The sequence below is a fragment of the Pandoraea sp. B-6 genome (assembly GCF_000282835.1).
GTDB lineage: Bacteria > Pseudomonadota > Gammaproteobacteria > Burkholderiales > Burkholderiaceae > Pandoraea > Pandoraea cepalis.
Genome location: NZ_KB290505.1, coordinates 27,118 through 51,330, shown reverse-complemented (window position 1 = coordinate 51,330; position 24,213 = coordinate 27,118). Strand labels below are relative to the sequence as shown.

Genomic DNA, 24,213 nt, shown 5'->3' with positions numbered 1-24,213 from the left:
CAAGCGGCAACGCAAATGCTGTCAACGACAGAGGGCGTGTCGGCACTTACTCGACATGAATTTTGAGCGTCTCCACAATTGGCCTCGTGTCCACCAGCACATCGGCCAAAGCCCACTCGAACCAAATCGCTTGCATGTGCTCTCCGACTACTTCGATTTGCCCGCTATCGCCACTCGGATCCTCAGTCTCCTTCCAAAGCTCGCTGAACGGACGTGTCGATGCTTCTGTTGGACGAAATATATATGCTTGGAGAACAGCATTTCCTATCGGCAAGGTCACGGCATCCGGTTGCCCGGTAACGCCGCTTTTCTTCCGATTATCCAAGTTGAAACCGTCGTCCACATATGTGCACAAGCTGAGACCTACATCGGACGGTTGAGCTTCGGTCCCACCCGTCCGCCAATAGACTTGGTTGAAGGCAAAAAGAGGGACATAATCCCACGCCCATTTGGTACTGGGCCGTGTCGTTGCACGGCCTGGCATGCTTGTGTGCAGAGGTTCCCAGTAACGAAACTGGCATTTAAGCTCCGATGCGATGTTGTCCAGGGTCGGTAAAATTCGTCTGTAAAAGGCCACAGATATTCGATGAGCCTGTTGTAATTGCTCTACCATCGTGACGGCATCTTCTCTGCTCAAGCCCATAGATTGGCCTCCAAGGTGTGGCGGTTTATTAGCTTCATAATTGATGGCCAATCGGCATTTTCTTCAATACTTTTACTCAAAGGTCTTGCATCAATGTCGAAAACCTGACGCCAGTCGGACGATATTCTTCCCAGAAGTGGCAATAGATCCTCGAATGGCGCGGGGCGGTCTATCAGACCGAACAGGGAGAACGCATCAAGCCAGTCTCTGTACACCGTTGCGTCTCGTCCTTCTTCGACTTCGAGCAACTTGGCGACGCCGTGATTAATGTCATCCCACTCGAGCGCGTGGATGGAGAGGCCGTCTTCCGCGTACTCGATTTCGAGCTCGATTGCCATCGCTCTCCAATCCTCGACATTGCGGCCCAGTGCCACAAAGCAAATCCTGTCCCGGACCACCCAGTCCGAATCCTCAATCGCCTTCTGCAGCACTAGGCTCTCGATTTCAGCTCGCCATTGCTCAAACGATTGCTGCCCCGTAAACGGCGGCTTCACTTCGATCAAATAAATTACATTCTCACAGGTGATCAGCACGTCGGGTTCGACGAAGCTTCGGTTAGCGAGACCTGTAAGCCTAGGCCAAAATGATATGGATTCGATCGCCCCTGGCGAAACGTTCAGACTCGGCGACAGCACCTTCAGTACGCTCCGTTCACCGTCAGCCGACAGGTACCTGAGTCGCTCGAAAAACGTCGACGTTAGCAGGTCCTCTCGTTGCCGGAATATTTCCCGCCAACTCTGTTCAATGCCACTGGATACAACCGCTCTTCCGGCCTTGCCCTGCAAAATCGCTTTCAGCATGTTGCCTCTTCGTAACCGGCACGCCGGCAAGAACCATTCGATATCTGTCTCGTCTCACGCTCACCGAAGCAAAATCAACTGCGGCACAGCATCCGCCCCTGCCCAGACGATTGCGTTTTGCTCGTAGCGTTCGCCAAGGTCCTTCGCAGCTTCTAACGAAATCCCTAACACCAGAAAACTGGGTTCCCCCGGCCACTCGTTTGACGAATGTTGCCCGATGCCATCGACAAATCTCAATCCGAGCTGGGTCAGTTCCTGCGCAAAGACATCCTGGCGCTGAGCATTGCTCGCATCGTCACAGGCGTGGCTAAACGGATTGCAGGCCGTGATGAAGGCGCTCGACTCGACATGTGCAGCCTCGTGCAGGACGGCCAACGAAGGGTTCTGCACGCCCACCCGCAAGGTCATCGGCAAACCGCCTTTGACGCGGTAATGTGTTTCCACGTAGGCCCTAATCGCGTCCGAATCGATGTTCGACGAAAAAATCATGGGGCGTCTCACCTATGTGGTTGTGATCTGTCAAGCAGTCCAGGTTTCGTGGCCCAGCGGCGCTTGATTCAGTTCGTCACGATATGCCCGCCAGTGCGGAAGGTTTCGATCCATCAATGCAATGAATCGGTCGTTGTGGTGCCGCTCCGCCAGATGGACCATCTCATGGACGACAACATACTCGAGGCAGTGCATGGGCTTCTTTGCCAACTCAAGGTTCAGCCAAATGCGGCCAGCATCAACATTGCAGCTCCCCCATTTGGTCTTCATTTTCTTGATGCCCCAGTGAGCTACCTCCACACCCAATAGGGGCTGCCACTTTTCGAGCAGAAACGGTACCTGAGCTTTTAGTTGTTCTCTGTACCAGCCGTCTAGCACCCGCAGGCGCTGCTCGGCGTTCGCCTCAGATCGCACATGGATCTCCATCGTTGTCTTGTTACGCAACACCACGGTACCGGCACCCTGATGTTCGACAATACGGATGCGGTACCGGCGCCCCTGAAAATAGTGACTCTCACCACGGACCATTTCACGCGGTGATTGGCGAGGCTGAGCCTCGAATTTCGCCCGCTGGCGTTTAATCCACCCCAGCTTCCCGATAACGGCAAGGCGAACGGCGTCATTGCTAACGGCCAACGGAGCAGCAACCCGGACGCGTCCATTGGGAGGATAAACACCAAGGTGAAGATTCTTGATGTCCTTACGAACGATGTCGATCGTCAGGCCGCTGACCCGAATGTGAAGCGGCTCAGTACTCATGTTGGTTCTTGGCCAATTCTAGAATCACCTCAGTGCGCTCTTCATCGCCGTCAAGAATCGCTTTGATGGCGTTCTTCACCATCAAAATCTTCATGCGATTGCCTCGCCAGTTATCTTGTCGACTCAGGCGAATAGCGCTATCAACATTGAGTGCTAGCGTCTCGTCCTTACCAAGATTGTCGTATAGCGCCCGCTTTGCCGCAGTATTGAGCGCGGCGGGGTATGCCGTACCGGTCGCTGGATTCTTCGCTTGCTTCGTCAGCTCAACGATTTCGGCCAGATACTCCTCGTATGCCAGCGCGTCCGATCTTCGTTTCTCGATCAGTGCATCGAGTAGCTCCGACATCCGCTCGTAATACTTCGGATTGATCGGTTGCTCGTCGATGATCAATTTTCGAACGTTGTTCTCGATCGTTTCCGCTACGGCTTCCTTGCTCTCCCGAATTCCCTTCGGCAAGGCGTCAACCGCCCCGGTACCACGTTCAACGATTAGCTGAATCAACGACAGGTCGTCGAACGCGGAAATCTTCTCGCTTTCCTCGGCACGGATGTAGGTATCGATCAAATGCCGCATCGCGGGTTCATACATCTTCAGGTCGATGTAGTCCCCGCTAGCCAGTTTGACTTCGTTGCGAACCTTGTCGAAGTGACTGGTCTCGTCTTCCAGCGCTGAAATCTCAGCGGGCGTATAGCCCGCCTCTTCGAGTTCGTTGGCCAGACTTGCAAATGCCCGGATGAAGGCAGAGGTGAACTTGTAAAGCGCAAGCCGCTTCGGTTCATTCTCCTTTAGCTGCTCCGAGTTGCCAGAGTCCTTCGCACAAAAGTATCGCAAGTAGGCCGGTGTGTCCTTGGGAGCATCCACGGGCTCACAAAGTGCTCTGATGGCTTCACGAGCCTCTTCCAGTTCGTCGTGAGCTTTGGCCAATCGATCCTCTAAGAGCCCCGCCACATCGTCTTTGTCGTAGCCATCCAAGGCCCCGGATGTGTAATCGTGAATCGAGTTCTCGAGGCTTTTGAACAAGTCCTTATAGTCGACGATGTAGCCGTATTCTTTGTCGTCGCCGTCGAGACGATTCACGCGACAGATGGCTTGGAAAAGACCGTGGTCACGCATCTGCTTGTCGATGTAAAGGTAGGTCGCCGACGGAGCATCAAAGCCGGTCAGGAGCTTATCCACCACGATCAGGAGCTTCATTTGCCCCGGGTCGTCGATGAATTTCTTCTTCACATCTTTCTCGAAGGCTTCGGGCTCCTGCCCGCTCAGCATCTTGTTGTAGATCTCGTACTGGCGCAGCTTCTCCGTCAGCCCTTCGGCGCTCTCACCTTTGATGTCTGCGGGAGACGGTCGGTAGCTGGTGACAATGGCGCACTTACCGGCCAAGTCGGTCTTATCGAACAGCTCGTAGAACTTGCAGGCTTGGTAGATGCTGCCAGATACAAGCATCGCATTTCCGTGCCCACTCATCAGCCGATCACGCGTTTCCATGTCAAGCAGGATGTCGGCAGCAATCTTTTCAAGTCTCGACTGGCTCGAAAGCACGCGTTGCATCGTGCCCCATTTCTGCTTGAGCTGCGCCTTGGCCAGATTCGTTAGCCCTTTGGTCTTGGCTTCAAACCATTGATCGATTTTCTTCTGCGACGTGATGTCCTGGTCGACGTCCCGAGCCTCGTAACGCAAGTCCAATACCACACCGTCCTTCACGGCTTCATCAAACTTGTAGGTGTGAATATAGCGCCCAAACACCTCAATGCTCTTCTGCTTGTCGGCTTTGAGCAGTGGTGTGCCGGTGAAACCGATGAACATTGCGTTGGGAAGAATGGACGTCATGGCATCGTGCAGCTCGCCCGACTGGGTGCGATGGCATTCGTCCACGAAGACGTAAAGATCTCCCTTGGCCCGAAAATCGGCGGGCAATGATTTCTTCAGCTCCTGAACGAAGCCTGAGATATCGGCCGCATCGTCGTCGCCCTCTTTGCCGCCGAATTTGTGGATCAACGAGCACAGAAGCCAGGGGGTCGTCGCATTGAGCGCAGCAATCAGATCAGCGCCACTCTTCGTTCGGTAAATCTCCTCGTGTACACCCGTGAATACCTTTTCGATCTGCTCATCAAGCTCGGTCCGGTCGGTGATTATGAGGACACGGGCATCTTTGACATTTTCCCGTATCCACTTCGTGAGCCAGACCATCGTCAGGCTCTTGCCCGAGCCTTGGGTGTGCCAGATGATGCCGCCCTCACGGCGCTTCACATGATCCTGTGCAGCTCGCACCCCGAAATACTGGTTTTGTCGACAGAGCTTCTTCGTTCCAGCATCGAACACGATGAAATCATGGATCAGCTCTAGGAAGCGGGTCTTGTTGCAGACCTGAGTCAGATGGCGATCGAGCAGGTTCTCGATGGGGCTATCTTCCTTCCAGGCAAGGTAATACTTCTCCGGTGTCTCAATGGAACCGTAGCGCAAGCCTTCCGTATCGTTGCCTGCCATGACGAGCTGCATGGTCGAGAAGAAGTGTTGGATGAAGACCTTCTTCTGATTGTCGAGGTTCTGCCGAATACCCTCCGACACAGATACGGTAGAGCGCTTCAGTTCAAGAACGCCCAGCGCAATGCCGTTGACGTACAACACAACGTCCGGGCGCTTGGTGTTTGCTTTCGCATCGGCACCGCTGACGGTTACTTCCTCGGCAATGGCAAAGTCGTTGTTTAGCGGTTGCTTCCAGTCGACGAGCCAAACCGTTTGCGTGTTCTCACCGACCTCGGGCTTCACCTTTACGCCGTAGCGGAGCATCTCGTACACCGCTTTGTTTCGGTCGTAGATGCTTTTGCTCTGATCGCAGGCGGCTTTGTCGAGAGCATGGATAGCACGGACGATCAGGGCGTCGTCGTAGCCTTGCCGCTTGAGGAACCGACTCAACAGGCCATGGTCGACGTTCCTGTTTCCGACGCGGTCGATCCAGTTACCTAGGTACTCGTACCCCAGCGAGTCCACGAACAGCTTGACGACACGCTCCTGCGTTTTTTTCTCGATCTGGCCGACGGTGCTCATACGAGTCGAATTCTCCCGGTCAATAGTTCTTGCATCATGCCCTGCTTGAGCGCACGGGTCTTGTCACGCTTTTGTTCTAGTGCTGCAATTTCGGTGTCCATGTCGGAGAGAACGGAAGCAATTGCGGTTTGCTCGAAAACATCCGGAAGCGGTCCCTCGATTGCCTCGACCTCCCCGTGAGACAAATGCTTTACCGTAGTGCTCGCCGTTTTGATCTCGATCTCCTTCAATGGATCAATCAAAAAATAACTAGCGAAAACCTTGTTCAAGCCGGCTTGTGGAAGTATTCGACCTACCCGTTGATTCAGGAGTGCCGGTCCCCTTGTCCATATGGCAGGAGCAAAATCCCCATCCATCCCGACCAGTACATCACCATCTCGGACGATGTAGGCCTCGTCGTACTTGCCGCTGAAATGAAAGGTCTGATCGTCGCTCTTTAGATCTCGATTCTTGATGAGTCTAATTCCATCCCCTTTCTGGTTGAAATGGGACGACTTGAATGGGAAGCCAACCTGAAACTTGAGAAGGGAACCGATCCGCTTAACTTTCCACTCCCCGCTGAACCCCGGCAAACGTTGCTTACCGGTGAGCAATTGCTGCATGGCGGCCTGTTTGAGGTCACGCTTCTTGGCTATGAGTTTGTCCAGCGACGAAATCAGGGTGTCGACGTCGGAGAGGGCGGTGGCGATGGCTTGCTGCTCCGGAAGCGATGGGAGTGCAAGGGAAAACTCCGAAAGCTCCTCTCGGTTAATCTTCGGAATACCACTGCGAACCGAAACGGTTTCGGCAAATCGGGAGAAGCGCTCCCCTAGCAGAATCGGGAATACGAATTTGCTATCGACACCATTGGATGGTGTTAGGGGGTACATGTCTGCGCTGCAAAGGCCCTGAAAATTGGCCAACGTAGCCTTACGAAGATAAGGACGAATCTTGCTGTAAATAATGTCGCCAGAGTTGAACAGATATTTGCCGCTGATTGCACCTTGAGCTTCTGCCGTTCGCCGCTCGATCAATTTTCCAGTTCCACTTTCGATGTGATCAGGTGCAACCAGAACCATTGACCTATATGGTTCGACTCTCGGGTCAACTTGGCCACTCGCAATGCGAACAGCGGAGAGGAGTGGGGTTACCTCCCAATCCACAGGGATCACCCCTACCTCGGTCTGCTTGTAACCCGGCTTCAGTTCCATGCGAACCCCATCTTCTTTAGATGCTCATCCACACGAGCCGACAGCATCTCAACCTCCGCCGTGAGCTTCGGCAGCGGCGTCGAATACCGCTCCGCCAACTCCTTGATACGTCCAGTGAGCGCTTGCGACACCCGATCAAGCTCGGTCTGGACGTCAGCGGCGAGCGTTGCAATCCACTTGTCGGCGACAACCAACGTCCTAATTTCTGCCTCGGTCAGCTTGCCGTAATGCGCTATTACCTTGGCTTCCAGAGCCTTCTGGGCATCCTTCAGCTTCTTGCTCGCCGCCGCTTCCTTGTCGATCAGTTCGAGGTATTCATTCAGGACCTTGCGCTCCTCGGCGGCGTCAGCGTCCTTTTTGATCTCCGACAAACGGGCCTTGACGCTGACCTTCGTGAGCTTGCCCTTGTCGGTCTTTGCTTCGGCCAGCAGTCCATCCTCACTGCCATGCTCTTCGTTGAGTTCTTCCATCTGGCGTGAGATGGAGTCACGCTCGCCTTCTAGCTGTTCAATGGCCGTGGCATCATCTGCAAAGTATCGAGCGACTACAAGCGGTGCGGGGATTAGGTCAGTATTGGACTTGCCATCGGTCAGCGCATTCCAGCCGTCGTGAACGAGCATGTACACGTCGTCCTGCATCGTGTCTGCCCAGTAGCTCATCAGGTGCTGATAAACGTCGTAGGCATCAAGCAGCGGCGTGGCTTTAAACGTGTCGAGTAGGCTTTCAGAGATGGCTTCGATCAACGCCTTCGGATGGTCTCCGATCTGGATTCCGGCGAGCAGGGGGACATTGCCCGCCTTCCATTTGGCGAAGTCGGAATGCACAGTTTCCGTGAAGGTAGCAAACTCCGCATGACCGAAGATCGTCGACTTGATCTCGCTTGATGCAACCTTCAGTTGGCTATAACCGGCTCGACCGGCCGGGGAAAACAATGAGGAACGTACGTTCGGCAATACACGCCAGTATTCACCCAGATCTTCGATGTCGTGGTCTGGAATTCCACCCAATAGGTGGGCGGCGATATCCTGCAGATCCTCGGGCTCGGTACTATCGATGTAGCGGGGGATGTTTAGGTTGAAGTCGTTCTCGCAAATCTCTGAAACGGGCACCAGCCGGGCGAACTTCGGGATCTCGGCCTGTCTGTTGAAGGCATCGACGATCTTGTGAATGTCCTGCGAACGCAGGCGATTCTTGTTCCCGTCCTTGATGAACCCCTTACTGGCATCGATCATGAAGATGCCCTTGCGGGCAGCAGCATGTTCTTTGTCAAGAACGATGATGCACGCCGGGATGCCCGTTCCATAGAACAAGTTGGCTGGCAGACCGATAATGCCCTTGATGTAGCCTTGCTGGACGACGCGCTTTCGAATTGCGCCTTCAGCACCGCCACGGAACAGCACGCCGTGCGGGAGAATTACCGCGCCCTTACCCGTGCTCTTGAGGGACGTAAGAATATGCAGCAAGAACGCGTAGTCGCCATTCTTGTCGGGAGGTGTGCCATATTCGAAGCGACCAAATTCATCGTTTAGCGGGTCAAACCCGTTGCTCCAAGCCTTCGTCGAGAACGGCGGATTGGCGACAACGAAGTCAAAGGTCTTGAGGGCGCCGTTGCCTTGCTTGAAATGCGGGCTGGACAGCGAATTGTCCTTCCAGACCTCTGCTGTGGGGCAGTCGTGCAGGATCATATTCATCTTCGCCAGTGCTGACGTGGCGTTGTCCATCTCCTGCCCGTAAATGGTCAAATCAAGCCGCGTAGCCCCTTTCGCTTCGTCGTGTGCCTTGATGAGCAGCGATCCCGAGCCACATGTCGGGTCATAGATGGTCTGGTCGGCGCTTTTGGCACTGCCGATGCCGATCACCTTCGCCATCACACGGGAAACTTCTGCTGGAGTGTAGAACTGCCCCTTGCTTTTGCCCGACTCGGTAGCGAAGTTGCGCATCAGATACTCGTAGGCGTCACCCAGAATATCGTCACCCTCTGCACGGTTGCTCTTAAAGTCGAGTCCAGGCGTGTCGAAGATGGCGATGAGATTGGAGAGACGGTCCACCATCTCCTTGCCCTTGCCCAGCTTTTCTGCGTCGTTGAAGTCAGCAACATCTATCACGCCCTTGAGGTCGTTTGCTTCTGCGAGTCGGGCAATGATCTTGTTGATCTTGTCGCCAACCTCTTTGTCACCCTTCAGGGCGACCATGTCGCTGAAACTCCCCCCAGCCGGCACGTCGATCAGGGCATCCTTCTGACCCGCATATTTGTCGGACACGTACTTGACGAACAACAGGACGAGCACGTAGTCCTTGTACTGCGAGGCGTCCATTCCGCCGCGGAGTTCGTCGCAGCCCTTCCACAACGAGCTGTAGAGTTCAGATTTCTTGATTGCCATGAGTTCTTTGAATGTGCATTGCTGACCCGTGGGTCGAATAAGTGCCCCAGACGATCAGATGGACTGCTTCGTCGGACTGATGGCAAATTTTACAATGCGGCGGACGGAAAGAGGCGCCAGCAGCAACTCATCTTGAGTTGGGGCGCTCGGATGAGGATCGTCTGCTCGTTGACGCCTCAAAGTTCTCGTGGCAATGGCGCTCCTCGCCCACGAATTTCAAAAACTTGTGGGCGACCGAGAGCGGAAATGCCGTACGAGTGCTTCGTTTTCGATGTTGAGCATTTCCTAATAATATATATAGGAACGACACCGGTTCCGTGTTCGGCTGTCGCCCGCAGCGGCCCAGTTCCGGCGACATGCCGCCCCCGTCTAATGGGACGACGAAATTGCCATACGACAACCTAGAGGGAGGTCGGAAATGAAAGTGAGAGGTGTATTGCTTTTAATGATTCTGGCAACGGTTTCAGGCATGGCGCAGGCACAGGTCAAACTCATGTTGTTCGGCGGGCCACGACATGACGTCTATTTGGGCTGCATGAACTGTTCAGAAGTGGCCCCCGACTCGGTCCACAATGATATCGGCCAATACGGTTCGGACATTTCGCCGCTGAGCATCTTCAATGACATCGGCCAGTACGGATCGGACATATCTTCTGAAAGCCCATGCAATGACATCGCATCTGATCCGCCAGTTATTGTCGACCAAAATGGCAGGTTTTATGGGTACCTGACACTCAACGATACGCATCCCAAAGCAGTCACTGATCGTGGCATCGTAACGTGGCTAAAGCATACAGTCTGCAAGGTCCGAGATTGACTGCCTTGAGCGGCTGCATTTCTACCGGCACACATACCGGAATGGAGGTGTGAATTTTACCTGCGGATCCCGCAACACCAACTCACCACCAGCACGCCTCGATCCGTATTAGCTAAAAAAGCCCCCACATCAGCGGGAGCAAAGGGACGCATCAGCGTCCCAAGATGCAGACCAGCAACTTGTGACCGAACCACAGCCAGACGAAGCCAACTGCGATCAGCAGAAACGGCGCAACGGTCAGGAACAGGATGGCTTCGACGAAGATCATGACGAGCCTCCCGTTGCTCTCGTGGCCTTCCGTTCGAGCTTGTCCTTCAGGCTCGTGCCGCCAGCCCCCTTGTCAGATTCCGGTTCGCCCGTGCCGTCGTCGTCCGGATAGAACTCCTCCACGACCGCTTGCGTATCCTCACCAGATTCCTCGAACGCTCCGTTGGCAAAACCTGCTTGCGCCGCTTCATCGAGCGCAGCCGGATCGAAGCCTGAAGCCTTGCGCTGGCTATCCAGTTCCCGTGCCCGAGCAATGGCGTCTCCCAGCGTAAGCCCAGACTGAACGACGAGGTCCACGTAGTAAATTGCAGATCGGTGACTTTGCGTTGTTGATTTTCCACGCAGCTTCAACTCCAGTGGCATGGTCGCCAGCAACCCGCCCGACACGGCGTTGAAGTAATGCAGCCGTGCGGCCAACGTGCGAATGGAGTTGAACGACGTGGTTCTGAAAATGAACGAACCGAGCTCATCCTCGTCGCCAATGACAACGTTCAGTCGACCGTAGGGCTTGCAACCGCCAGTCTGCCCAAATGCACAGCCGTCGGGAGACGGACATGGCAACGGGACAGTGCCCTCGTTGGTGACACGCCTGCAAGTCTCACCGTTGCCAACACACACCGGCCTTCCGTTTTGCCGGTCAAACATCGAGTACTCGGCACGCAGATTCAGATCCGGATCGTTGAACAACACTCGGACCGGGATCGATCGCAGCTTGCCACTGCCCGCCTTGCGTAGCGCCTCATCGAATGGATGGAGAACCCAGCCGTCACGGTTTTGCATCTGCGTTGTGATCGTGAACTGGTCGTCTTTCTCAGGCAACCGCTTACCGTTCTTCTCTACGACACGGCCAATCGAAATCCGCCCGATGACCGGAGGCGTGATTGCTAAGCCTTTCAACATGATTGCCTCCGTTGACTAGACTGATACCAGGAACCGGCGAGAACCAGGCTTGGTGATGGTGTACTGTTGTTGAAGCTCCGGGTGATCGGCGAGAAGCCTCTTCAAATCGACGCTGGAGCCGTCCTTGCTGCGCTTGAACGTGACCTCGCCTGTCTCGAACAAAGCCCGTGACGCGTCTCCCATGGCCTGCTGGAGGCATTGTTTGAGCTTCGATTCGAGCTGTTCCCGTGTTTCGATTTCGGCACGGACCGTAACAAGATCGGAGAACGTGGCGGACAGGTTCCGATCGTCGCTGAAGTCGACGGTGTTTCCGGCGTCTTTGGGAAACAAGCAACGCAACGCTCGATCGGCAGATTCCGAACCGTCAGCCGGCGGTGGCGTATCGCTTTCCACGTATTGCCAGAACCGGGCTTCGAGTTCGATCAGTCTTGCGATCAACTCGTCGTCACGCTCGATACGATGAACGTCCAACTTCTGGCCGCAGAGAAGAACGGCAACGTGGGCAGCTCGTTTGCCTGTCACGGCAAGCTGATGCTGTACCTGCAACTGCACATATTCCGGCACACCATCCCGCCACAATCGAGAACCGAACTCTCCGGCCGTTTTGCATTCGAGTATCTGCACGTCGGCCAAGCCGGTCACTTCACGGTCCAGGTTGGCCAACATGAAAGGTACCGTCGGATGTCGCAGCACGGCATTGACCTTGCGTACACGGTTGCCGGTCTGCTGGCTATACGCTGCGGCGACGATGGGTTCGAGCAACGTTCCCCAAAAGACTGGATGAGTGGTGTCATTGGGATTCGGCTTTTCGAGCTCGGCGTCTCGCCCCGTTTTCTCAAGCCAGAGTTCCAACATCGATTTGTACGGATTCAAGCCAACTGCGGCGGCTGCGTCGGATCCACCGATACCTGTCTTGCGAACAGCGAGCCAGTCTTCACGGTCGAGGCCACGAGTGTCGACAAGTCGCAGGGCAGGCCGATTCCTGGAAGGCTTTTCTATACTGATTGCAGTGCTCATGTTCAGCTCCTTCAATGAAGAAAAGCCCGGCGAACGCAAGGTTCAACCGGGCTTCGGTATTGCGGTGGGGGGAGCGGCTATGCGACCAAGCGAAGGGCTTCGTCCCAAGCCTTTTCTTTCAACGTGGCACCGGCACCAAACCATGCAGCGTCTCGACGGTGGTCTTCGCTTCTGGCTCGGCGTTGGTGGTCGACGTATTCGGTAACAGCGTTGACGAGACCCCACGCAGTGCCAGACGCAGAAGCAAGGTCCGCACCTTTGCCACGGCCAGAGAAAAGCTCATGCACGGCCTTGATAGCCCGCTCGTTGGTCGTTGTCGTTGCGTTGCCGGAATCCGTGGTTGTCGGGTAGGTCAGCACACGCTGGAAGTAGGCGTCCGCCGTTTCATGCTTGACCTTCCGCTCGGACAGGGCCTTCATCCGCACCAGGAATTCATCCCATGACGAGATGGCGATCCCCAACTGACGCTTAACGGTTTGCTGATCGAACTGGCTTCGATGAGGCACCTTGATCGCTCCAGTGCTGTCGCCGAGTGCTACGGCCAAGGTGTTATTGCAAACAACACGGACGGACGTAAATTGTGCAGTTGTCGCTAGTGTTCCGTCGCAGGCGGTGGCGAGGAGCAAGTAGCCGTCCACTACGTCTCTGCCCTTGAGGGCGACGGACTGTCCGGTGCGTGCCAGTGCCCAGAGCTTACGTCCGCCTTTTAGTACACCTGCTGTTTCGAGCTGAAAGCCACCCACTTCAGTGAGGTCTCGATAAAACTCCAGGATTTCCTGCGGCTGCACGACCTGATAACGGCTCGACACCACCGAGAGCGGGTCTTTCGTGTCGCTTCGATACAAGACCTTCTGGTCGGGGAAGGCGTGGATCGAGCCCAGACCACCGTTGCCGGCAACGAAGCGGACTTCGGATTCTTCGATTGTCCAATCCATACCCGCCTGCATGGCCCAGACTTCGAGCGGCTGGTCCGGGGCAAGTTGATTGCCTAGCCCGTGCCAGGGAACTTCGCCGACATAGGCCATGTTTTGCACAAGGTGCATTTTGAACTCCTTGAATAGACGTGCGCATCCAGCCAGGTCAGAACCGGGCGAGGCTACGATTGAATGCGGGGATGAGAAGCGATGCAGCCAGAACCGGCTACGGAGAGTTGCGGAAAGTGTTAGGCGAACTCGGGGTGATTCGCCCACGGCTCGTCGTCACCGGAGCGGTGAAGGCTTCCCATTAGACGGTCCTTCAGATAGGCCGCGACGGCGCAGATGGCCTCGATAAGGACGACCAGCAGAAGATTGAAAGCAGATTTATGCATGACGGCTCCTTGGTTAAGGCGGAAGGCTGACGCGCTCCCGTATTGTTCTTGTACCAAGGGTGCGTACTGAAATTGACTCGGAGCGAGTTCAGGACAATGATTTCCAGTGCATAGCAGCATGCTGAGTCGCCGTCCAAATTCTTCTAATTCTGGTTTCTCCGATTCGCCCCGGCTAACGTCCGGTAGCGACCTACAGCTCAAAAGCGATGGAAACCCGATATGAAAAGCCCCTCTGGTGAAGCAAACTACTACATCATCAACATCGGCGAGCCATATACAGACGCGTGGTGGCAAAGGCACCTGAGCAATCGGATTGTTACGGCAGGGTTTCTCGGCAGCGTTGGAGATGCGGGGGATAAGAAGCTAAGCAGCTTAGCTGAGGGTGATTGGGTAATTGCGTACGCCAACGAGCATGGTGCGATTGGAGCTGGAATCGTCGGACCGAAGTCCACTTACCGTCTTGTGCCTGCCTCAGACCTGCCCGCAGGCTGGGAGAGCGATCATCGCCATTGGAGGAGCGTGAGTTGGAAATACTTCGTTCGCTCGTTGGCGAATGCCATTCCCTACTGTGACCTGAAATTAGGTTTTCGGCTGCAGACCAAAACTCAGGTGAAAGACTCGACTAACGCCAGGCGAATCGTTGATCTGCTTAAAATTCGCACGTCGCCCCTAGATTACCGAGTCGAAGACGGAACCCTCTTTCCTGACCAAATCGAGAGCGCGGTGGGACTCACGGAGGGGGCGGCTCAAACCGTTATGGTGAACCGATATGAACGTGACCCGCAAGCAAGACGGCAATGCATTGATCACTTCGGTGCACGGTGTCAGGTTTGTGGGCTCGACTTCGAGAAGGCTTATGGTGAGCTGGGCAAAGGTTTCATACACGTTCACCATCTTCTGCCATTGTCGACCATCGGCTCAGAGTACGTGGTGGATCCAGTGCGACATCTTCGGCCCGTGTGCCCGAACTGCCATGCAATGCTTCATCGGATGCCAGACCCATCACGACTGGACCTTCTGCAAATCACGGTCAAGACAGCGGTGAACAAATAAGATAGGGTGCACGGTGCCTGCATATACCGCATATGCGAAGAATTTCATGGTCGTGACTTACTGTACGCCCGCAACCTAGAGTCACTCCCTCCAAACCTCACCATCGAGTGCGAACTGCTCGATGATTTCTTCGACAATTTGCCGACGGTGGGCTGAAAGGCCGCGGAGGCGGCGAAGCAACTCCAACTCCAGAGCGGTCGGCCTAACTTCGTCGGCAACTGCGCTCGCACCCTTCGCGGGGCGAGGGCGCTTCATATCCGTCACGCCGAAACGCAACCATTGCTCGGACACATCCAACCACTCGGCAAGCGTCTTGATCTTGTCCACCGTGGGTCGTGCCGTTCCGGTCAGCCACTTCTGTGCCGCTTGAGGGGTGATCGGCTCGACTGGGTGACGGAGATTGAACTGCGTGGCGAGTTCAGACGCAGTCTCGATCTTCTTCGGACTGCGTTTCAGGGCTTGCTTGAGGCGGGCGGCGAACGCCTTCTTTTCGTCCAGTGTCGGCATCTGCCGAGTGTGGAATAGACGTTCGTCGTCGTGATAACCGGTTGGTTGTTGTTAACAACTCAATGGTTTATTCTTTCGCATCAGTACCTACACGTTGGAAGGAGCCAGACTGTGTCTAAAGAAAAAGAGAACTCGCCTACTGAACTAACGGGAGCAGCCGTTGGTGCCAGTGTTGGCGCTGTTGCGGGGGCTGGGGGTGCAGTTGCCGATGTTGCGGCTAGTGGCTCAGTTGCTGGCTTGGGGGCGGCAGGGATCACATCAGGTCTTGCCGCAGTCGGGAGCGTGGCAGGTGGTGGGATGGCCGCTGGCGTGGTCATAACCGCTGCAGCACCCATAGTGGCAGCCGCTGCCATGGGCTATGGCGGTTACAAGCTTGCACAGTGGTATCGAAAGAACAACGATGGAGGTGCAGTTTGAGCACGATTATGCCCAAAGTCGAGGAGTTGGCTAGGCCGAAAAATCCGACGCTTGCATGCGTGCTGAGCATTGTGTGCGTCGGTGCAGGACAGTTGTATAACGACGACGCTCCTAAAGGTCTCGTCATGTTCTTCGCCGCGTTGCTGGCTGGAATTATGTTCGGCATCGCCGCGTGGCTGCTCGTCATCCCTCTCATCGGATACGCTGCATATGATGCGTACGTCACCGCTCAAAATAAGAATAAAAAATATGAAGATGATGCATTTTTGAAACGAAAAGCAGAAATTGAGGTGGCCGAGATTGAAGCAAAAACCACTTCAGCTCAAGAGTTCGTCGATAACATTCGCAAGCTTCACAACCTCTCATCGAATGGATTATTAACGGATTCGGAGTTTTCGGATAGGAAACAAAGGGCGATTATCTCGCTTAGCGAATTCCCCCCTCGAGAACCAACCGACGATTTTTTGACAGCATTGATTCCACTAATAAAAAGTCAAGTGCTTTTGGTCGACGACATTGCTCAGATAAAGGCGTTGGTTTTTTAGGGAAATTTGCGCTTGCTTAACGAGCGAGACGATGCAATGCGAAAAACACACACAATATTGCTGGCTGGTCTTTTGCTCGTAGCTGGTGCGTATGCTTTTAAGCACCGAAGCCATGCGAATGACTGGATATGGATCGGTAGAGATTCCGTGAAAAATGTTGAGGATGTCCCCATCCGGCTTATGGATGTCAAAGACCCTGACGTTTCTGCAACAGAGAGGGACGTGCTAAATCTCACGCTCGGTTTGCAGGCGGGCACCTTAAAGCGAAAGCTTGTCCTTTTCCCCGCGCATTATTGTTATGCACCTCGCCTGCGAGACGGATACCCGTCCGTAACCTGCAGAACGAACGGGGGGGACCTCATTGTCGTGGCCTCTGATAACGTGCGGGAGGTACTGCTCGGCCTGGAAAAGGATCACAGGTACGCCGCAGTTATCGGGAGAGCCGTCGGTACCTATGCCGACATCGGGGTAATTGCCGTGATTGATCCGGCAGCCAAACGAGAATGATGACTTCACTCAATGCGAGCAACGTGTCGAGGTAGAGTATATGTTTAGCCGAAATTTGTTGATTTGGTTGTTGCTCAGCATCACTGTTTCTGCCCACGCTGACGAAGCCATGTTCAACGTCTGCATGGCCCGCGCAAATGCAATTCGGACAACAGCAGAAATTATGGACAAGGGCGTTCCTCGACACGATTACGAGGTCGGCTATGCCGAGCAATGGGGGCAGCCACCGGGTGCAGCGGAAAACGAAGTTTTGACCATCGTTTACGCAACGCCGAACTATTCTCCTGCCCAGCTGTATCGGATCGCCGTCAACGGGTGTCAACGATTCTTGCGTTGAACATGTAATGTGGGGGCATCATCAAAAAAATATCGTCCCCGCCCCACCGCCGACAGTCGGCACACTAAAATAAATATAGACAAGAAGTAATCAATAAATTGTCGCGCGCTTATCAAGAAAAAGGAAAAATAGCGTATGTACATTACACAAAACCACGTGAGAGTAGCAGTCGAACGGATCGGTGGGGCGACTAAAGCAGCCCACGCTGCCTCAGTGAGCAACGCCACGGTCCATTTATGGCTGAATGCAGGTCGAATTCCTAATATCGATCGAGCAAGAATTATTGCCAATGCATCGGGAATCGATATTCAACTGCTGCGAGGGACGCGGTGACCAAGCATATCAGTGAAGAGTCGGCTGCGACGCTTGAAAAGCGAGCAATTGAACAGGCTCAAGCGATGATCCTGAACGGAATCAAGAGAGGTTGGCCGGAGTTCTATGTCGAGCCACCAGCGCAAGAACTGACGTCGGGCGCCTGCCACAACCTCACCCGACAACAAATTGACAACGGCGTACGTGCCCTTGTTCTCACCTGCAATCTTTCGGGCGGATCGGCTGGCGACGTGCAGCTTTATGAGTTGCTGCAGACCTATCTGCGGAACCCTGCCGCACGACACGAACTGAATGACGTTGTGCAAAATGCCAAGAAGCGGCTACCGAAATTGACTGCCGAACGATTGGGGAGCGCACATTGAACACGACCAGCTCCAATGGTCCCCCCGGCGTAGTGCGGCCAAAAGGTCGCTTGACGACCTAACGTCCCGGATCACAGAACATGATCTCCGCACGGTTGCCCTACTCCTGGCACACAACATAGTCGGCGGCCCTGCTGCAACGCAAAGCTCCTTCCGTCTATTGCACGCATACACTTGGGATGACGAGGTGCGAGCCAGCGTCGATGAAATTGTGAGCGATTACTTCCGCCGATTTGGGGCAAGCAACGTCGATGCGTGAAGAGTTGCGAGGCCCCAAGCAGATCGTGGACCTGTTTCGGGGACCTGTACCTACGCGGCCTTATCGGAATCAGGCGTAGCGCCGAGGATGTCCTTCAGGCGAATGCGTGCTTGACCGATGCTCAGCATTTCATCAGTCGCTTTCGTAACCGCCTCTCGAACCGGGTCGTGGTCCAGCCTCGCATACACAGCCGTGGTTGCAGGCGAACGGTGGTTCAGGCTCTTGCCGATAACGGGCAGCGTCGCTCCGGTCTTTACCTGCCAACTAGCAAGAGTCCGGCGCAGATCATGAATCCGAATATCAGGTAGCAGCAGCGCCGGAAGGTTGATTCCTGCCTCACTTGCCCGTTGAGATGTCAATGCAAGTGCTTGGTCAACATCCACTGTGCTTAGAAACGCCCGCAACTCGGATTCGAGCATTTCGTCTGACCACGCCAGATGCTCGCCCAGTTGCCGAAGTAGTTCTTGCCCAGCCATCCGGGCCTTGATGCGATGCCACCCCTTCTTCGGCTCCACCAGATGACCGGAGTCGCCGTGACCAGGAAAAACAAAGGGGCTAGCACTGCCATTCTTGCGGCGCACTAGTATTTCAACGGCCTCTTTGACCAGCATTACCGTTTGAGACTCGCCGTTCTTCGTGCGGGGAATCCGCCATACGTTGTCAGTAAGATCAACGTCTGTCCACGCCATCTCCAGCACGTTCGACCTTCTTGCTCCAGTCAAAAGTGACATCAGGAAGAAGTCTAGGATGCTACCGTTGGGTTCGGCATGAACTGCTCGAAAAAAGGCAGGCAGCTCACGGCCCTGAATGAATCTGTCACGAGACTTCTCGGCATTCTTCTTGATACCGACGGCCGGGTTCTGCTCCCACACGTCCACCGAGATGGCCCAACCGAAGACGCTCGACACGAGAGCATGCACACGATTAGCCGTCACCGCATGCCCGTCTGCTGTAATTTTTGAGTGAATGTCTGCAATGTTCTTACGAGTAATTTCCGAAAGGCGCTTCTTCCCAAGCGGCGCCGAAAGGTACTGCTCGTACTTGCTCTCGTCTTCCGCCCAGGTCCTCTTCTTGACCTTGCTATGTAGCCGCATGTATTCAGCGAACAACGCTCCGAACGTCAATACCGATTGTGCCTTGCGCTGGCGCTCAGCAACGTCAGTCCCGGCGGCTAGCTCTGCCGTGTGCGACATCGCCTGTTGACGAGCCTTCTCAATCGAAACATCCGGAAAACGCCCCAGAGTCACCCGAACAGGGCTACCCCCCTTGACCCGACGAAAAACGGAGAACGTCTTGACACCGGTCACCGTGACCCGAAGCTGCAACCCCGGGGTTTTGATGTCGTGGTATGTGGTTCGACCAGCGGCCGGCGTTGGCAACGCCAGCAAAGCTGCCTTCGTAAAATTGATGTGGGTACCGTCAGTCATTTGGGGTTACGCCGGGGTTACGATTCAGGTGAAAATCAGGGAATTTTCGTCACCTTAAGCGTATATCACCTACATATATATTTCAATAAAATCAACAATCTTCAACCAACATCAACATAGAAAAAATATCTGACCCACGGAATCATAATCCGCAGGTCCGGGGTTCGAGTCCCTGATTCGCCACCAAATTTAAAACGGCTCCCAGCGATGGGAGCCGTTTTTTTTGGGTTCGCACAAAAGCGCTGCTGACGTTTTGCATCCCACGCCAAAGGGCGCAAACGTCAGTTACCCGCCGGCGTCAGTCAAAGTCGAACATCTCGAACAGCGACTTCTTCTTGCGTGGCTGGTCGTACTGGCGACTTCGGTCATCGTCCCCACGAGATCTATCGCGATGAGCATGATCGCGCCAAGACGCTTGGGAGTCGCGACGATTCCCTTGATCATCGCCGCCGAGCGCCGCAGGTGCCGGCCTCGCCCCACCTCCCTCCGTTCGCTCGATCAGCTTGTCCAGCTCCCCACGATCGAGCCACACACCACGACAGCTCGGGCAATAGTCGATCTCCACCCCCTGACGCTCCGCCATCAGCAAATCCGGGGTACCGCATACAGGACATTTCATCGTTTCGCTCCATCACGTAAATGAGACAACGCCCTTAATGTATCGGCTGTCGCACCACGGAAAAACCTGCTTTTCCGTTCATCCATGTTCGTAAAAACCGAAGCGGTCAGACAAAAAAAGTGACGGCGGTGGTGACCGCCGCCGCCTCACTTACGCTTTCGTTACCGCACCCCCTAGTGAAGCACGCGCCCCTGCTCTGCCTTACGGCGCGCCTTCGCACGACGCGTCAACATGTTCAGCCCCTCCACGAAGGCCGAGAATGCCATCGCCGCGTAGATGTAACCCTTCGGGATATGTGACCCGAAACCTTCCGCGATCAGCGTCATGCCAATCACAAGCAGAAAGCCCAGCGCCAGCATCACGACCGTCGGATTCGCCTCGATGAATCGCGAGAGCGGCCCCGCCATGAACAACATTGCCGTCACGGCGGCAATCACCGCAACGAACATGATCGGGATGTGCTCGGTCATGCCCACGGCCGTCACGATGCTGTCGATCGAGAACACGAGGTCCAGCATCAGGATCTGAACCACGGCGGCACGCGCAGTGATCGTCGCCATCGTTCCCGCCGTCGATGCGCCCTCGCCGTGTTCGGCATCGTCCGTGTCCGACGCCACATGCTGATGCATCTCCTTCGTCGCCTTCCACACGAGGAACAGACCACCGGAGATCAGAATCAGGTCGCGCCACGAAAAGCCGTGACCGAACAACTCGAAGAGCGGTGTCGTCAGCTTGGCGATCCATGCCACCGTACCCAGCAGCGCCAGACGCATGACCAGCGCCAGACCAATGCCCATACGCTGCGCGCGCGCCCGCATCGACAACGGCAACTTGTTGGTCAGGATAGAGATGAAGATCAGGTTGTCGATGCCAAGCACGACTTCCATGACCACCAACGTGACAAGCGCCGCCCATACCGCCGGGTCAACCGTCAAAGCAAGCAGATAGTCCATATGTGCGCCAGAGATTCCCTAGGGTTATCGGAACATTCACCGCCAGTCGACAGCGGCCATGCCCCTTCGTTATCCCGCACCTAACGCGAGGTGCGGGTCCAGGACAGCATGATCCCCGAACTCATGTTTCGCAAAAACCAGTTATATACTTCAAAATAGTTCGGTTTTTCCGAAGTCCATTCGATATGTTGAATTACCGTCATCTTTACTATTTTTGGGTCGTCGTCAAGGAAGGGGGCTTTGCTCGCGCGGCGGAGCGTCTCGACATGGCCGTGCAGACGATCAGCGCCCAGGTGCGCGAGCTCGAGAAATCACTCGGCCACCAGTTGCTCAAGCCCGCCGGACGCGGCGTCGCAATGACCGACCCGGGGCAGGCGGCGTTTCGGCGTGCAGAAGAGATTTTTCGCCTCGGCCAGTCGATCCCCGACGACGTTCGCGAGGCCGCCAGCGGTCGTGTGGCAAGGCTTGCCATCGGGCTGGCCGACGGTATCTCCAAACTGGCCGCGCACGCGATTCTCGCGCCGGTGCTCGACACGCCCTCGCTGCGGCTCGTCTGCCATGAAGGCGAACACGAGCAGTTGCTCGCCGAACTTGCGCTACACAAGCTCGACCTCGTGCTCGCGAGCCAGCCCGCCCCGTATAACCCTACGCTGCGACTCTCAAGCGAACGTCTGGTCGCGTCGCCGGTCGACTGGTATGGGCCGGCATCGCTGGTACGCCAATCCGCGCGAGCCGCGTTTCCTCAATGCCTGGCAGACCTCCCCGTCGTGCTGCCAACCGGTCACTCGGCCCTGCGCGCCCGGCTCGATCAATGGTTTGAGGCACAGAGCATTCGCCCGAATATCGTCGGCGAATTCGAAGACAGCGCGCTCATGGCCGTCTTTGCCACACGCGGCATGGGCGTCTTTCCGCTGAGCGAGGCGGGCGCGGGCGACGTCTCGCTGCTGCGCGGCCTGCGCTGGCTGGGCCGCCCTAGCGAGGTTTTCGAGGACATCCACGCCATTCGCTCGCGACGTGGCGAAGGCCATCCGCTCGTGACACAAATCATCCGTGAAATCGGCCCGACGGCCGGTTCTGCTATAAGAACGACTGGCACGCCGTCTCCGTCTGCGCCGCCGTCATCTGCGAGGAAACCTCATGTCGAGTCGTAGCGATCAGCGCAAGTTCTTCCACCTCATGCTGTTCGTCGTGACGATCGTGTTCGGGTGGATTCTGTTTCCGCTATTCGGCGCCGTCTTCTGGGGCACGATTCTCGCCGTGCTGTTCCAGCCAGTGCAGCGCCGCATCCTCACTCGTCTGCGCGGCCGGCCGAATCTGGCCGCCCTCGCCACGCTGGCGCTGATCCTGCTCATCGTGATCCTGCCGCTCACGCTCGTGATCGGCATGCTGACGCAGGAAATCAGCACGGCACTCGTGCGTTTTCGCGCCGATCTTCCCCAACTCACGGTAGCCTTCCAGCAATTGCTCGACCGGATGCCCGCGAGTGTGCATAGAGTGATGGATCTGGCCGGTGTGCAGGACGTCGCCGCGATCCAGCAAAAGCTGGGCGACGGCGCCGCGCAAATCGGCCGCCTGGTCGCGGTCTATCTGGTGAGCATCGGTCAGAACACGGCGCAACTGCTCGTGAGCTTCGGCGTAATGCTCTACCTGCTGTTCTTTCTGCTGCGCGACGGTACCGTGCTCGGCGTGATGGTCCGACGCGCCCTGCCGCTCGAAGAACGTCACAAAACCCAACTGATCCGGCAGTTCACCACGGTCGTGCGCGCCACCGTCAAGGGCAACATCGCCGTCGCCGTGGTGCAAGGCGTACTCGGCGGCTTCATCTTCGCCGTCCTCGGCATCCAGGGCTACGTGCTCGCCGCCGTGGTGATGGCCTTCCTGTCGCTATTACCCGCCGTGGGCGCAGCCGTCGTGTGGGTGCCCGTGGGGACCTGGCTGTTGCTCTCCGGGGAAGTCTGGAAGGGCGTGGTGCTGTTTGCGTTCTGCGGCACCATTGTGAGCCTGGTCGACAACGTGCTGCGTCCGATTCTCGTGGGCAAGGACACGAAGCTGCCCGACTGGGTCGTGCTGATCGCCACCCTCGGCGGGATGTCGCTCTTCGGCCTGACGGGCTTCGTGATCGGACCGCTCATCGCCGCCCTGTTCATCTCCAGCTGGAATATCTATACGCGCCTGCGCGACGACGACAGCGATCAGGCCGACGCCGGGTGATATCCGTGGGCCTCCATCGGCACAGCCGCCCGCGCTTCATGCACGAGGGTAGCGAGATCGGCCCCGACCTGCGCCATCAGGCCATCCCAGTCGCCGCGCGGCGACTGGCGATAAAGCGTGAGCGACCGATACCAGTCGCTGTCCCGACGCGATAACTGCCAGCGCCAGTCCGGCGTAAAGCCGACGAGTCCCCAGACCGGTTTTCCCAGCGCTCCGGCCAAGTGCAGCGCCGCCGTGTCCACTGAGATCACGAGATCCATCTGCGCCATGACGGCCGCTGTCTCGGCAAAATCGCTGAGCTTCGCGCCGATGTCATGCACATTGGCATACCGGGCCAGTTCGGCGCGCTCGTCGTCGGTCACATCGACCTGCAACGCGTAGAAATGCGCGTCGGCACCGAAGACCGGCGCCCAATGCGCAAGCGCCACGTCGCGATGCGGCGGAAACGGCCCGGTGCGCCACACGAAGCCCACCCGCAACGCGCCTTCCGGCCGCTTGCCCAGCATCGACCGCCAGATCATCTCCCGCCCTGCGCTCGAGCGCACGTAGGGCAAAGCGGTTGCCACATCGCCCCCCGCTTTCAACAGATGCGGCAGGCTGAGCAGCGGCAGCTGCCAGTCGAACGACGGCACCGGTATGTGCTCGGCAAGCACCGTCACCCCGCGCGCGAAGCCGCCCAGCAACGTGACAAGCGGCGCTTGCACCGACAGCACGACGTTCGCCCCCCTCTCGACCAAACGCGGGACAAACCGCACGAACTGCAACGTATTCCCCAGGCCCGGTTCGCTATGGACGAACACCGTCTTGCCCGCGAGCGGCGCGCGGCCGTCCCAGAGCCGGTCGCTGAAGCGCCGCCGCTGACCGCCTTCCTGCCAGCGCCACTCGTAGTCATGCCAGCCATGCTCGAAGTCGCCCAGCAGCAGATTTGTCTGCGCCCGGTTAGTGCGCGCGCCCGCATGGTCCGGCGCGAGCTTTACCGCCTCGCGCAAGCATTGCAGCGCTTCGCCGAACGCGTGTTGCTCACGCAGCGCCACCCCCAGGTTCACCAGCGGATCGGGTTGCTGC

At 56.3% G+C, this 24,213-nt stretch carries 24 protein-coding genes; 8 read left to right on the top strand and 16 right to left on the bottom strand.

Translation table 11 applies throughout. The annotated features are described in order from the left end of the window. Positions 1 to 46: 46 nt before the first annotated feature. From A985_RS28125 to A985_RS0108160, 7 genes are read right to left on the bottom strand one after another with little or no spacing between them, the layout of a single operon-like run. Positions 47 to 643 carry a hypothetical protein gene (locus A985_RS28125; protein WP_157211392.1) on the bottom strand — a complete coding sequence of 199 codons (597 nt, stop codon included), beginning with the start codon at positions 641 to 643 and terminating at the stop codon, positions 47 to 49. Beyond that, positions 634 to 1,443 carry a hypothetical protein gene (locus A985_RS0108185; RefSeq protein WP_017232921.1) on the bottom strand — a complete coding sequence of 270 codons (810 nt, stop codon included), beginning with the start codon at positions 1,441 to 1,443 and terminating at the stop codon, positions 634 to 636. Before A985_RS0108185 ends, A985_RS28125 begins: the two co-directional genes overlap by 10 nt. A gap of 60 nt (positions 1,444 to 1,503) precedes the next feature. Beyond that, a complete protein-coding gene (locus A985_RS0108180; RefSeq protein ID WP_017232920.1) occupies positions 1,504 to 1,932 on the bottom strand; it encodes a DUF3293 domain-containing protein in 429 nt (142 codons plus the stop codon). A gap of 30 nt (positions 1,933 to 1,962) precedes the next feature. After that, positions 1,963 to 2,691 (bottom strand): M48 family metallopeptidase, encoded by a 729-nt coding sequence (locus A985_RS0108175; RefSeq protein ID WP_017232919.1) that lies wholly within the window; start codon positions 2,689 to 2,691, stop codon positions 1,963 to 1,965. Then, a complete protein-coding gene (locus tag A985_RS0108170; RefSeq protein WP_017232918.1) occupies positions 2,681 to 5,737 on the bottom strand; it encodes a type I restriction endonuclease subunit R in 3,057 nt (1,018 codons plus the stop codon). Before A985_RS0108170 ends, A985_RS0108175 begins: the two co-directional genes overlap by 11 nt. Then, complete coding sequence (locus tag A985_RS26960) at positions 5,734 to 6,927, bottom strand: restriction endonuclease subunit S (protein WP_017232917.1); 1,194 nt, start codon at positions 6,925 to 6,927, stop codon at positions 5,734 to 5,736. Before A985_RS26960 ends, A985_RS0108170 begins: the two co-directional genes overlap by 4 nt. Beyond that, positions 6,918 to 9,308 carry a type I restriction-modification system subunit M gene (locus A985_RS0108160; protein WP_017232916.1) on the bottom strand — a complete coding sequence of 797 codons (2,391 nt, stop codon included), beginning with the start codon at positions 9,306 to 9,308 and terminating at the stop codon, positions 6,918 to 6,920. The genes A985_RS26960 and A985_RS0108160 overlap by 10 nt, the downstream gene beginning before the upstream one ends. A 418-nt stretch (positions 9,309 to 9,726) precedes the next feature. Between A985_RS0108160 and A985_RS24690 the strand changes: the two genes are divergently transcribed. After that, complete coding sequence (locus A985_RS24690) at positions 9,727 to 10,125, top strand: hypothetical protein (protein ID WP_017232915.1); 399 nt, start codon at positions 9,727 to 9,729, stop codon at positions 10,123 to 10,125. Between the two features lie 264 nt (positions 10,126 to 10,389). Here A985_RS24690 and A985_RS0108145 read toward each other — a convergent pair whose 3' ends face one another. From A985_RS0108145 to A985_RS28120, 4 genes are all read right to left on the bottom strand, one after another. After that, the gene (locus A985_RS0108145; protein WP_017232913.1) at positions 10,390 to 11,292 is read right to left on the bottom strand and encodes a hypothetical protein; all 903 of its coding nucleotides are present in this window, start codon (positions 11,290 to 11,292) and stop codon (positions 10,390 to 10,392) included. 15 nt (positions 11,293 to 11,307) lie between these two features. Then, positions 11,308 to 12,309 carry a YqaJ viral recombinase family protein gene (locus A985_RS0108140; protein ID WP_017232912.1) on the bottom strand — a complete coding sequence of 334 codons (1,002 nt, stop codon included), beginning with the start codon at positions 12,307 to 12,309 and terminating at the stop codon, positions 11,308 to 11,310. Positions 12,310 to 12,386: 77 nt separating this feature from the next. After that, positions 12,387 to 13,352 carry a DUF932 domain-containing protein gene (locus A985_RS0108135; RefSeq protein ID WP_017232911.1) on the bottom strand — a complete coding sequence of 322 codons (966 nt, stop codon included), beginning with the start codon at positions 13,350 to 13,352 and terminating at the stop codon, positions 12,387 to 12,389. A gap of 119 nt (positions 13,353 to 13,471) precedes the next feature. After that, entirely contained in the window at positions 13,472 to 13,618 is a 147-nt protein-coding gene (locus A985_RS28120; protein WP_017232910.1) for a hypothetical protein, read from the bottom strand. 219 nt (positions 13,619 to 13,837) lie between these two features. Here A985_RS28120 and A985_RS27410 point away from each other — a divergent pair, with 219 nt between their 5' ends. Further along, a complete protein-coding gene (locus A985_RS27410) occupies positions 13,838 to 14,671 on the top strand; it encodes an HNH endonuclease (RefSeq protein ID WP_017232909.1) in 834 nt (277 codons plus the stop codon). An 81-nt stretch (positions 14,672 to 14,752) separates the two neighbouring features. Here A985_RS27410 and A985_RS0108120 read toward each other — a convergent pair whose 3' ends face one another. Next, positions 14,753 to 15,178, bottom strand: coding sequence for a transcriptional regulator (locus A985_RS0108120; RefSeq protein ID WP_017232908.1), 426 nt, complete (start codon positions 15,176 to 15,178; stop codon positions 14,753 to 14,755). A 413-nt stretch (positions 15,179 to 15,591) separates the two neighbouring features. Here A985_RS0108120 and A985_RS26955 point away from each other — a divergent pair, with 413 nt between their 5' ends. The 4 genes from A985_RS26955 to A985_RS24675 all read left to right on the top strand — a co-directional run bounded on the left by A985_RS26955 (position 15,592) and on the right by A985_RS24675 (position 17,679). Then, positions 15,592 to 16,140, top strand: coding sequence for a hypothetical protein (locus A985_RS26955; RefSeq protein ID WP_198288671.1), 549 nt, complete (start codon positions 15,592 to 15,594; stop codon positions 16,138 to 16,140). A gap of 36 nt (positions 16,141 to 16,176) precedes the next feature. Next, positions 16,177 to 16,647: a hypothetical protein gene (locus A985_RS0108110; protein ID WP_017232906.1), complete on the top strand. Its 471-nt coding sequence runs from the start codon at positions 16,177 to 16,179 to the stop codon at positions 16,645 to 16,647. Positions 16,648 to 16,717: 70 nt separating this feature from the next. Continuing rightward, complete coding sequence (locus A985_RS28115; RefSeq protein WP_157211391.1) at positions 16,718 to 16,984, top strand: hypothetical protein; 267 nt, start codon at positions 16,718 to 16,720, stop codon at positions 16,982 to 16,984. A 329-nt stretch (positions 16,985 to 17,313) separates the two neighbouring features. Further along, positions 17,314 to 17,679, top strand: a complete 366-nt coding sequence (locus A985_RS24675; RefSeq protein WP_051060102.1) for a hypothetical protein — start codon at positions 17,314 to 17,316, stop codon at positions 17,677 to 17,679. A 309-nt stretch (positions 17,680 to 17,988) separates the two neighbouring features. On the opposite strand, the gene A985_RS24670 is transcribed toward A985_RS24675, so the two are convergent. From A985_RS24670 to A985_RS0108090, 3 genes are all read right to left on the bottom strand, one after another. Further along, a complete protein-coding gene (locus A985_RS24670) occupies positions 17,989 to 19,365 on the bottom strand; it encodes a site-specific integrase (protein ID WP_017232904.1) in 1,377 nt (458 codons plus the stop codon). A 298-nt stretch (positions 19,366 to 19,663) separates the two neighbouring features. Next, positions 19,664 to 19,984, bottom strand: coding sequence for a zf-TFIIB domain-containing protein (locus tag A985_RS0108095; RefSeq protein WP_026131758.1), 321 nt, complete (start codon positions 19,982 to 19,984; stop codon positions 19,664 to 19,666). 173 nt (positions 19,985 to 20,157) lie between these two features. Beyond that, positions 20,158 to 20,937 (bottom strand): TerC family protein, encoded by a 780-nt coding sequence (locus A985_RS0108090; protein WP_017232902.1) that lies wholly within the window; start codon positions 20,935 to 20,937, stop codon positions 20,158 to 20,160. Positions 20,938 to 21,122: 185 nt separating this feature from the next. Between A985_RS0108090 and A985_RS0108085 the strand changes: the two genes are divergently transcribed. Together A985_RS0108085 and A985_RS0108080 are read left to right on the top strand one after the other, a co-directional pair. Continuing rightward, complete coding sequence (locus A985_RS0108085; protein ID WP_017232901.1) at positions 21,123 to 22,088, top strand: LysR family transcriptional regulator; 966 nt, start codon at positions 21,123 to 21,125, stop codon at positions 22,086 to 22,088. After that, complete coding sequence (locus A985_RS0108080) at positions 22,075 to 23,148, top strand: AI-2E family transporter (RefSeq protein ID WP_017232900.1); 1,074 nt, start codon at positions 22,075 to 22,077, stop codon at positions 23,146 to 23,148. Before A985_RS0108085 ends, A985_RS0108080 begins: the two co-directional genes overlap by 14 nt. Here the strand turns inward: A985_RS0108080 and A985_RS24665 are convergent. Next, positions 23,130 to 24,213 (bottom strand): glycosyltransferase family 9 protein (locus A985_RS24665; RefSeq protein WP_304412209.1); only part of this gene is annotated, 1,084 nt, incomplete at its 5' end. The genes A985_RS0108080 and A985_RS24665 overlap by 19 nt on opposite strands.

Excerpts from the sequence above, each read along its gene's own strand:
- A985_RS0108090 (WP_017232902.1), bottom strand. The coding sequence starts at position 20,937 with ATGGACTATCTGCTTGCTTTGACGGTTGACCCGGCGGTATGGGCGGCG.
- A985_RS0108120 (WP_017232908.1), bottom strand. The coding sequence starts at position 15,178 with ATGCCGACACTGGACGAAAAGAAGGCGTTCGCCGCCCGCCTCAAGCAA.
- A985_RS26960 (WP_017232917.1), bottom strand. The coding sequence starts at position 6,927 with ATGGAACTGAAGCCGGGTTACAAGCAGACCGAGGTAGGGGTGATCCCT.
- A985_RS0108160 (WP_017232916.1), bottom strand. The coding sequence starts at position 9,308 with ATGGCAATCAAGAAATCTGAACTCTACAGCTCGTTGTGGAAGGGCTGC.
- A985_RS28125 (WP_157211392.1), bottom strand. The coding sequence starts at position 643 with ATGGGCTTGAGCAGAGAAGATGCCGTCACGATGGTAGAGCAATTACAA.
- A985_RS0108085 (WP_017232901.1), top strand. The coding sequence starts at position 21,123 with ATGTTGAATTACCGTCATCTTTACTATTTTTGGGTCGTCGTCAAGGAA.
- A985_RS0108135 (WP_017232911.1), bottom strand. The coding sequence starts at position 13,352 with ATGCACCTTGTGCAAAACATGGCCTATGTCGGCGAAGTTCCCTGGCAC.
- A985_RS0108170 (WP_017232918.1), bottom strand. The coding sequence starts at position 5,737 with ATGAGCACCGTCGGCCAGATCGAGAAAAAAACGCAGGAGCGTGTCGTC.
- A985_RS0108185 (WP_017232921.1), bottom strand. The coding sequence starts at position 1,443 with ATGCTGAAAGCGATTTTGCAGGGCAAGGCCGGAAGAGCGGTTGTATCC.
- A985_RS28120 (WP_017232910.1), bottom strand. The coding sequence starts at position 13,618 with ATGCATAAATCTGCTTTCAATCTTCTGCTGGTCGTCCTTATCGAGGCC.
- A985_RS0108175 (WP_017232919.1), bottom strand. The coding sequence starts at position 2,691 with ATGAGTACTGAGCCGCTTCACATTCGGGTCAGCGGCCTGACGATCGAC.
- A985_RS24690 (WP_017232915.1), top strand. The coding sequence starts at position 9,727 with ATGAAAGTGAGAGGTGTATTGCTTTTAATGATTCTGGCAACGGTTTCA.
- A985_RS0108180 (WP_017232920.1), bottom strand. The coding sequence starts at position 1,932 with ATGATTTTTTCGTCGAACATCGATTCGGACGCGATTAGGGCCTACGTG.
- A985_RS27410 (WP_017232909.1), top strand. The coding sequence starts at position 13,838 with ATGAAAAGCCCCTCTGGTGAAGCAAACTACTACATCATCAACATCGGC.
- A985_RS24670 (WP_017232904.1), bottom strand. The coding sequence starts at position 19,365 with ATGACTGACGGTACCCACATCAATTTTACGAAGGCAGCTTTGCTGGCG.
- A985_RS0108080 (WP_017232900.1), top strand. The coding sequence starts at position 22,075 with ATGTCGAGTCGTAGCGATCAGCGCAAGTTCTTCCACCTCATGCTGTTC.
- A985_RS0108095 (WP_026131758.1), bottom strand. The coding sequence starts at position 19,984 with ATGAAATGTCCTGTATGCGGTACCCCGGATTTGCTGATGGCGGAGCGT.
- A985_RS0108110 (WP_017232906.1), top strand. The coding sequence starts at position 16,177 with ATGCGAAAAACACACACAATATTGCTGGCTGGTCTTTTGCTCGTAGCT.
- A985_RS0108140 (WP_017232912.1), bottom strand. The coding sequence starts at position 12,309 with ATGAGCACTGCAATCAGTATAGAAAAGCCTTCCAGGAATCGGCCTGCC.
- A985_RS0108145 (WP_017232913.1), bottom strand. The coding sequence starts at position 11,292 with ATGTTGAAAGGCTTAGCAATCACGCCTCCGGTCATCGGGCGGATTTCG.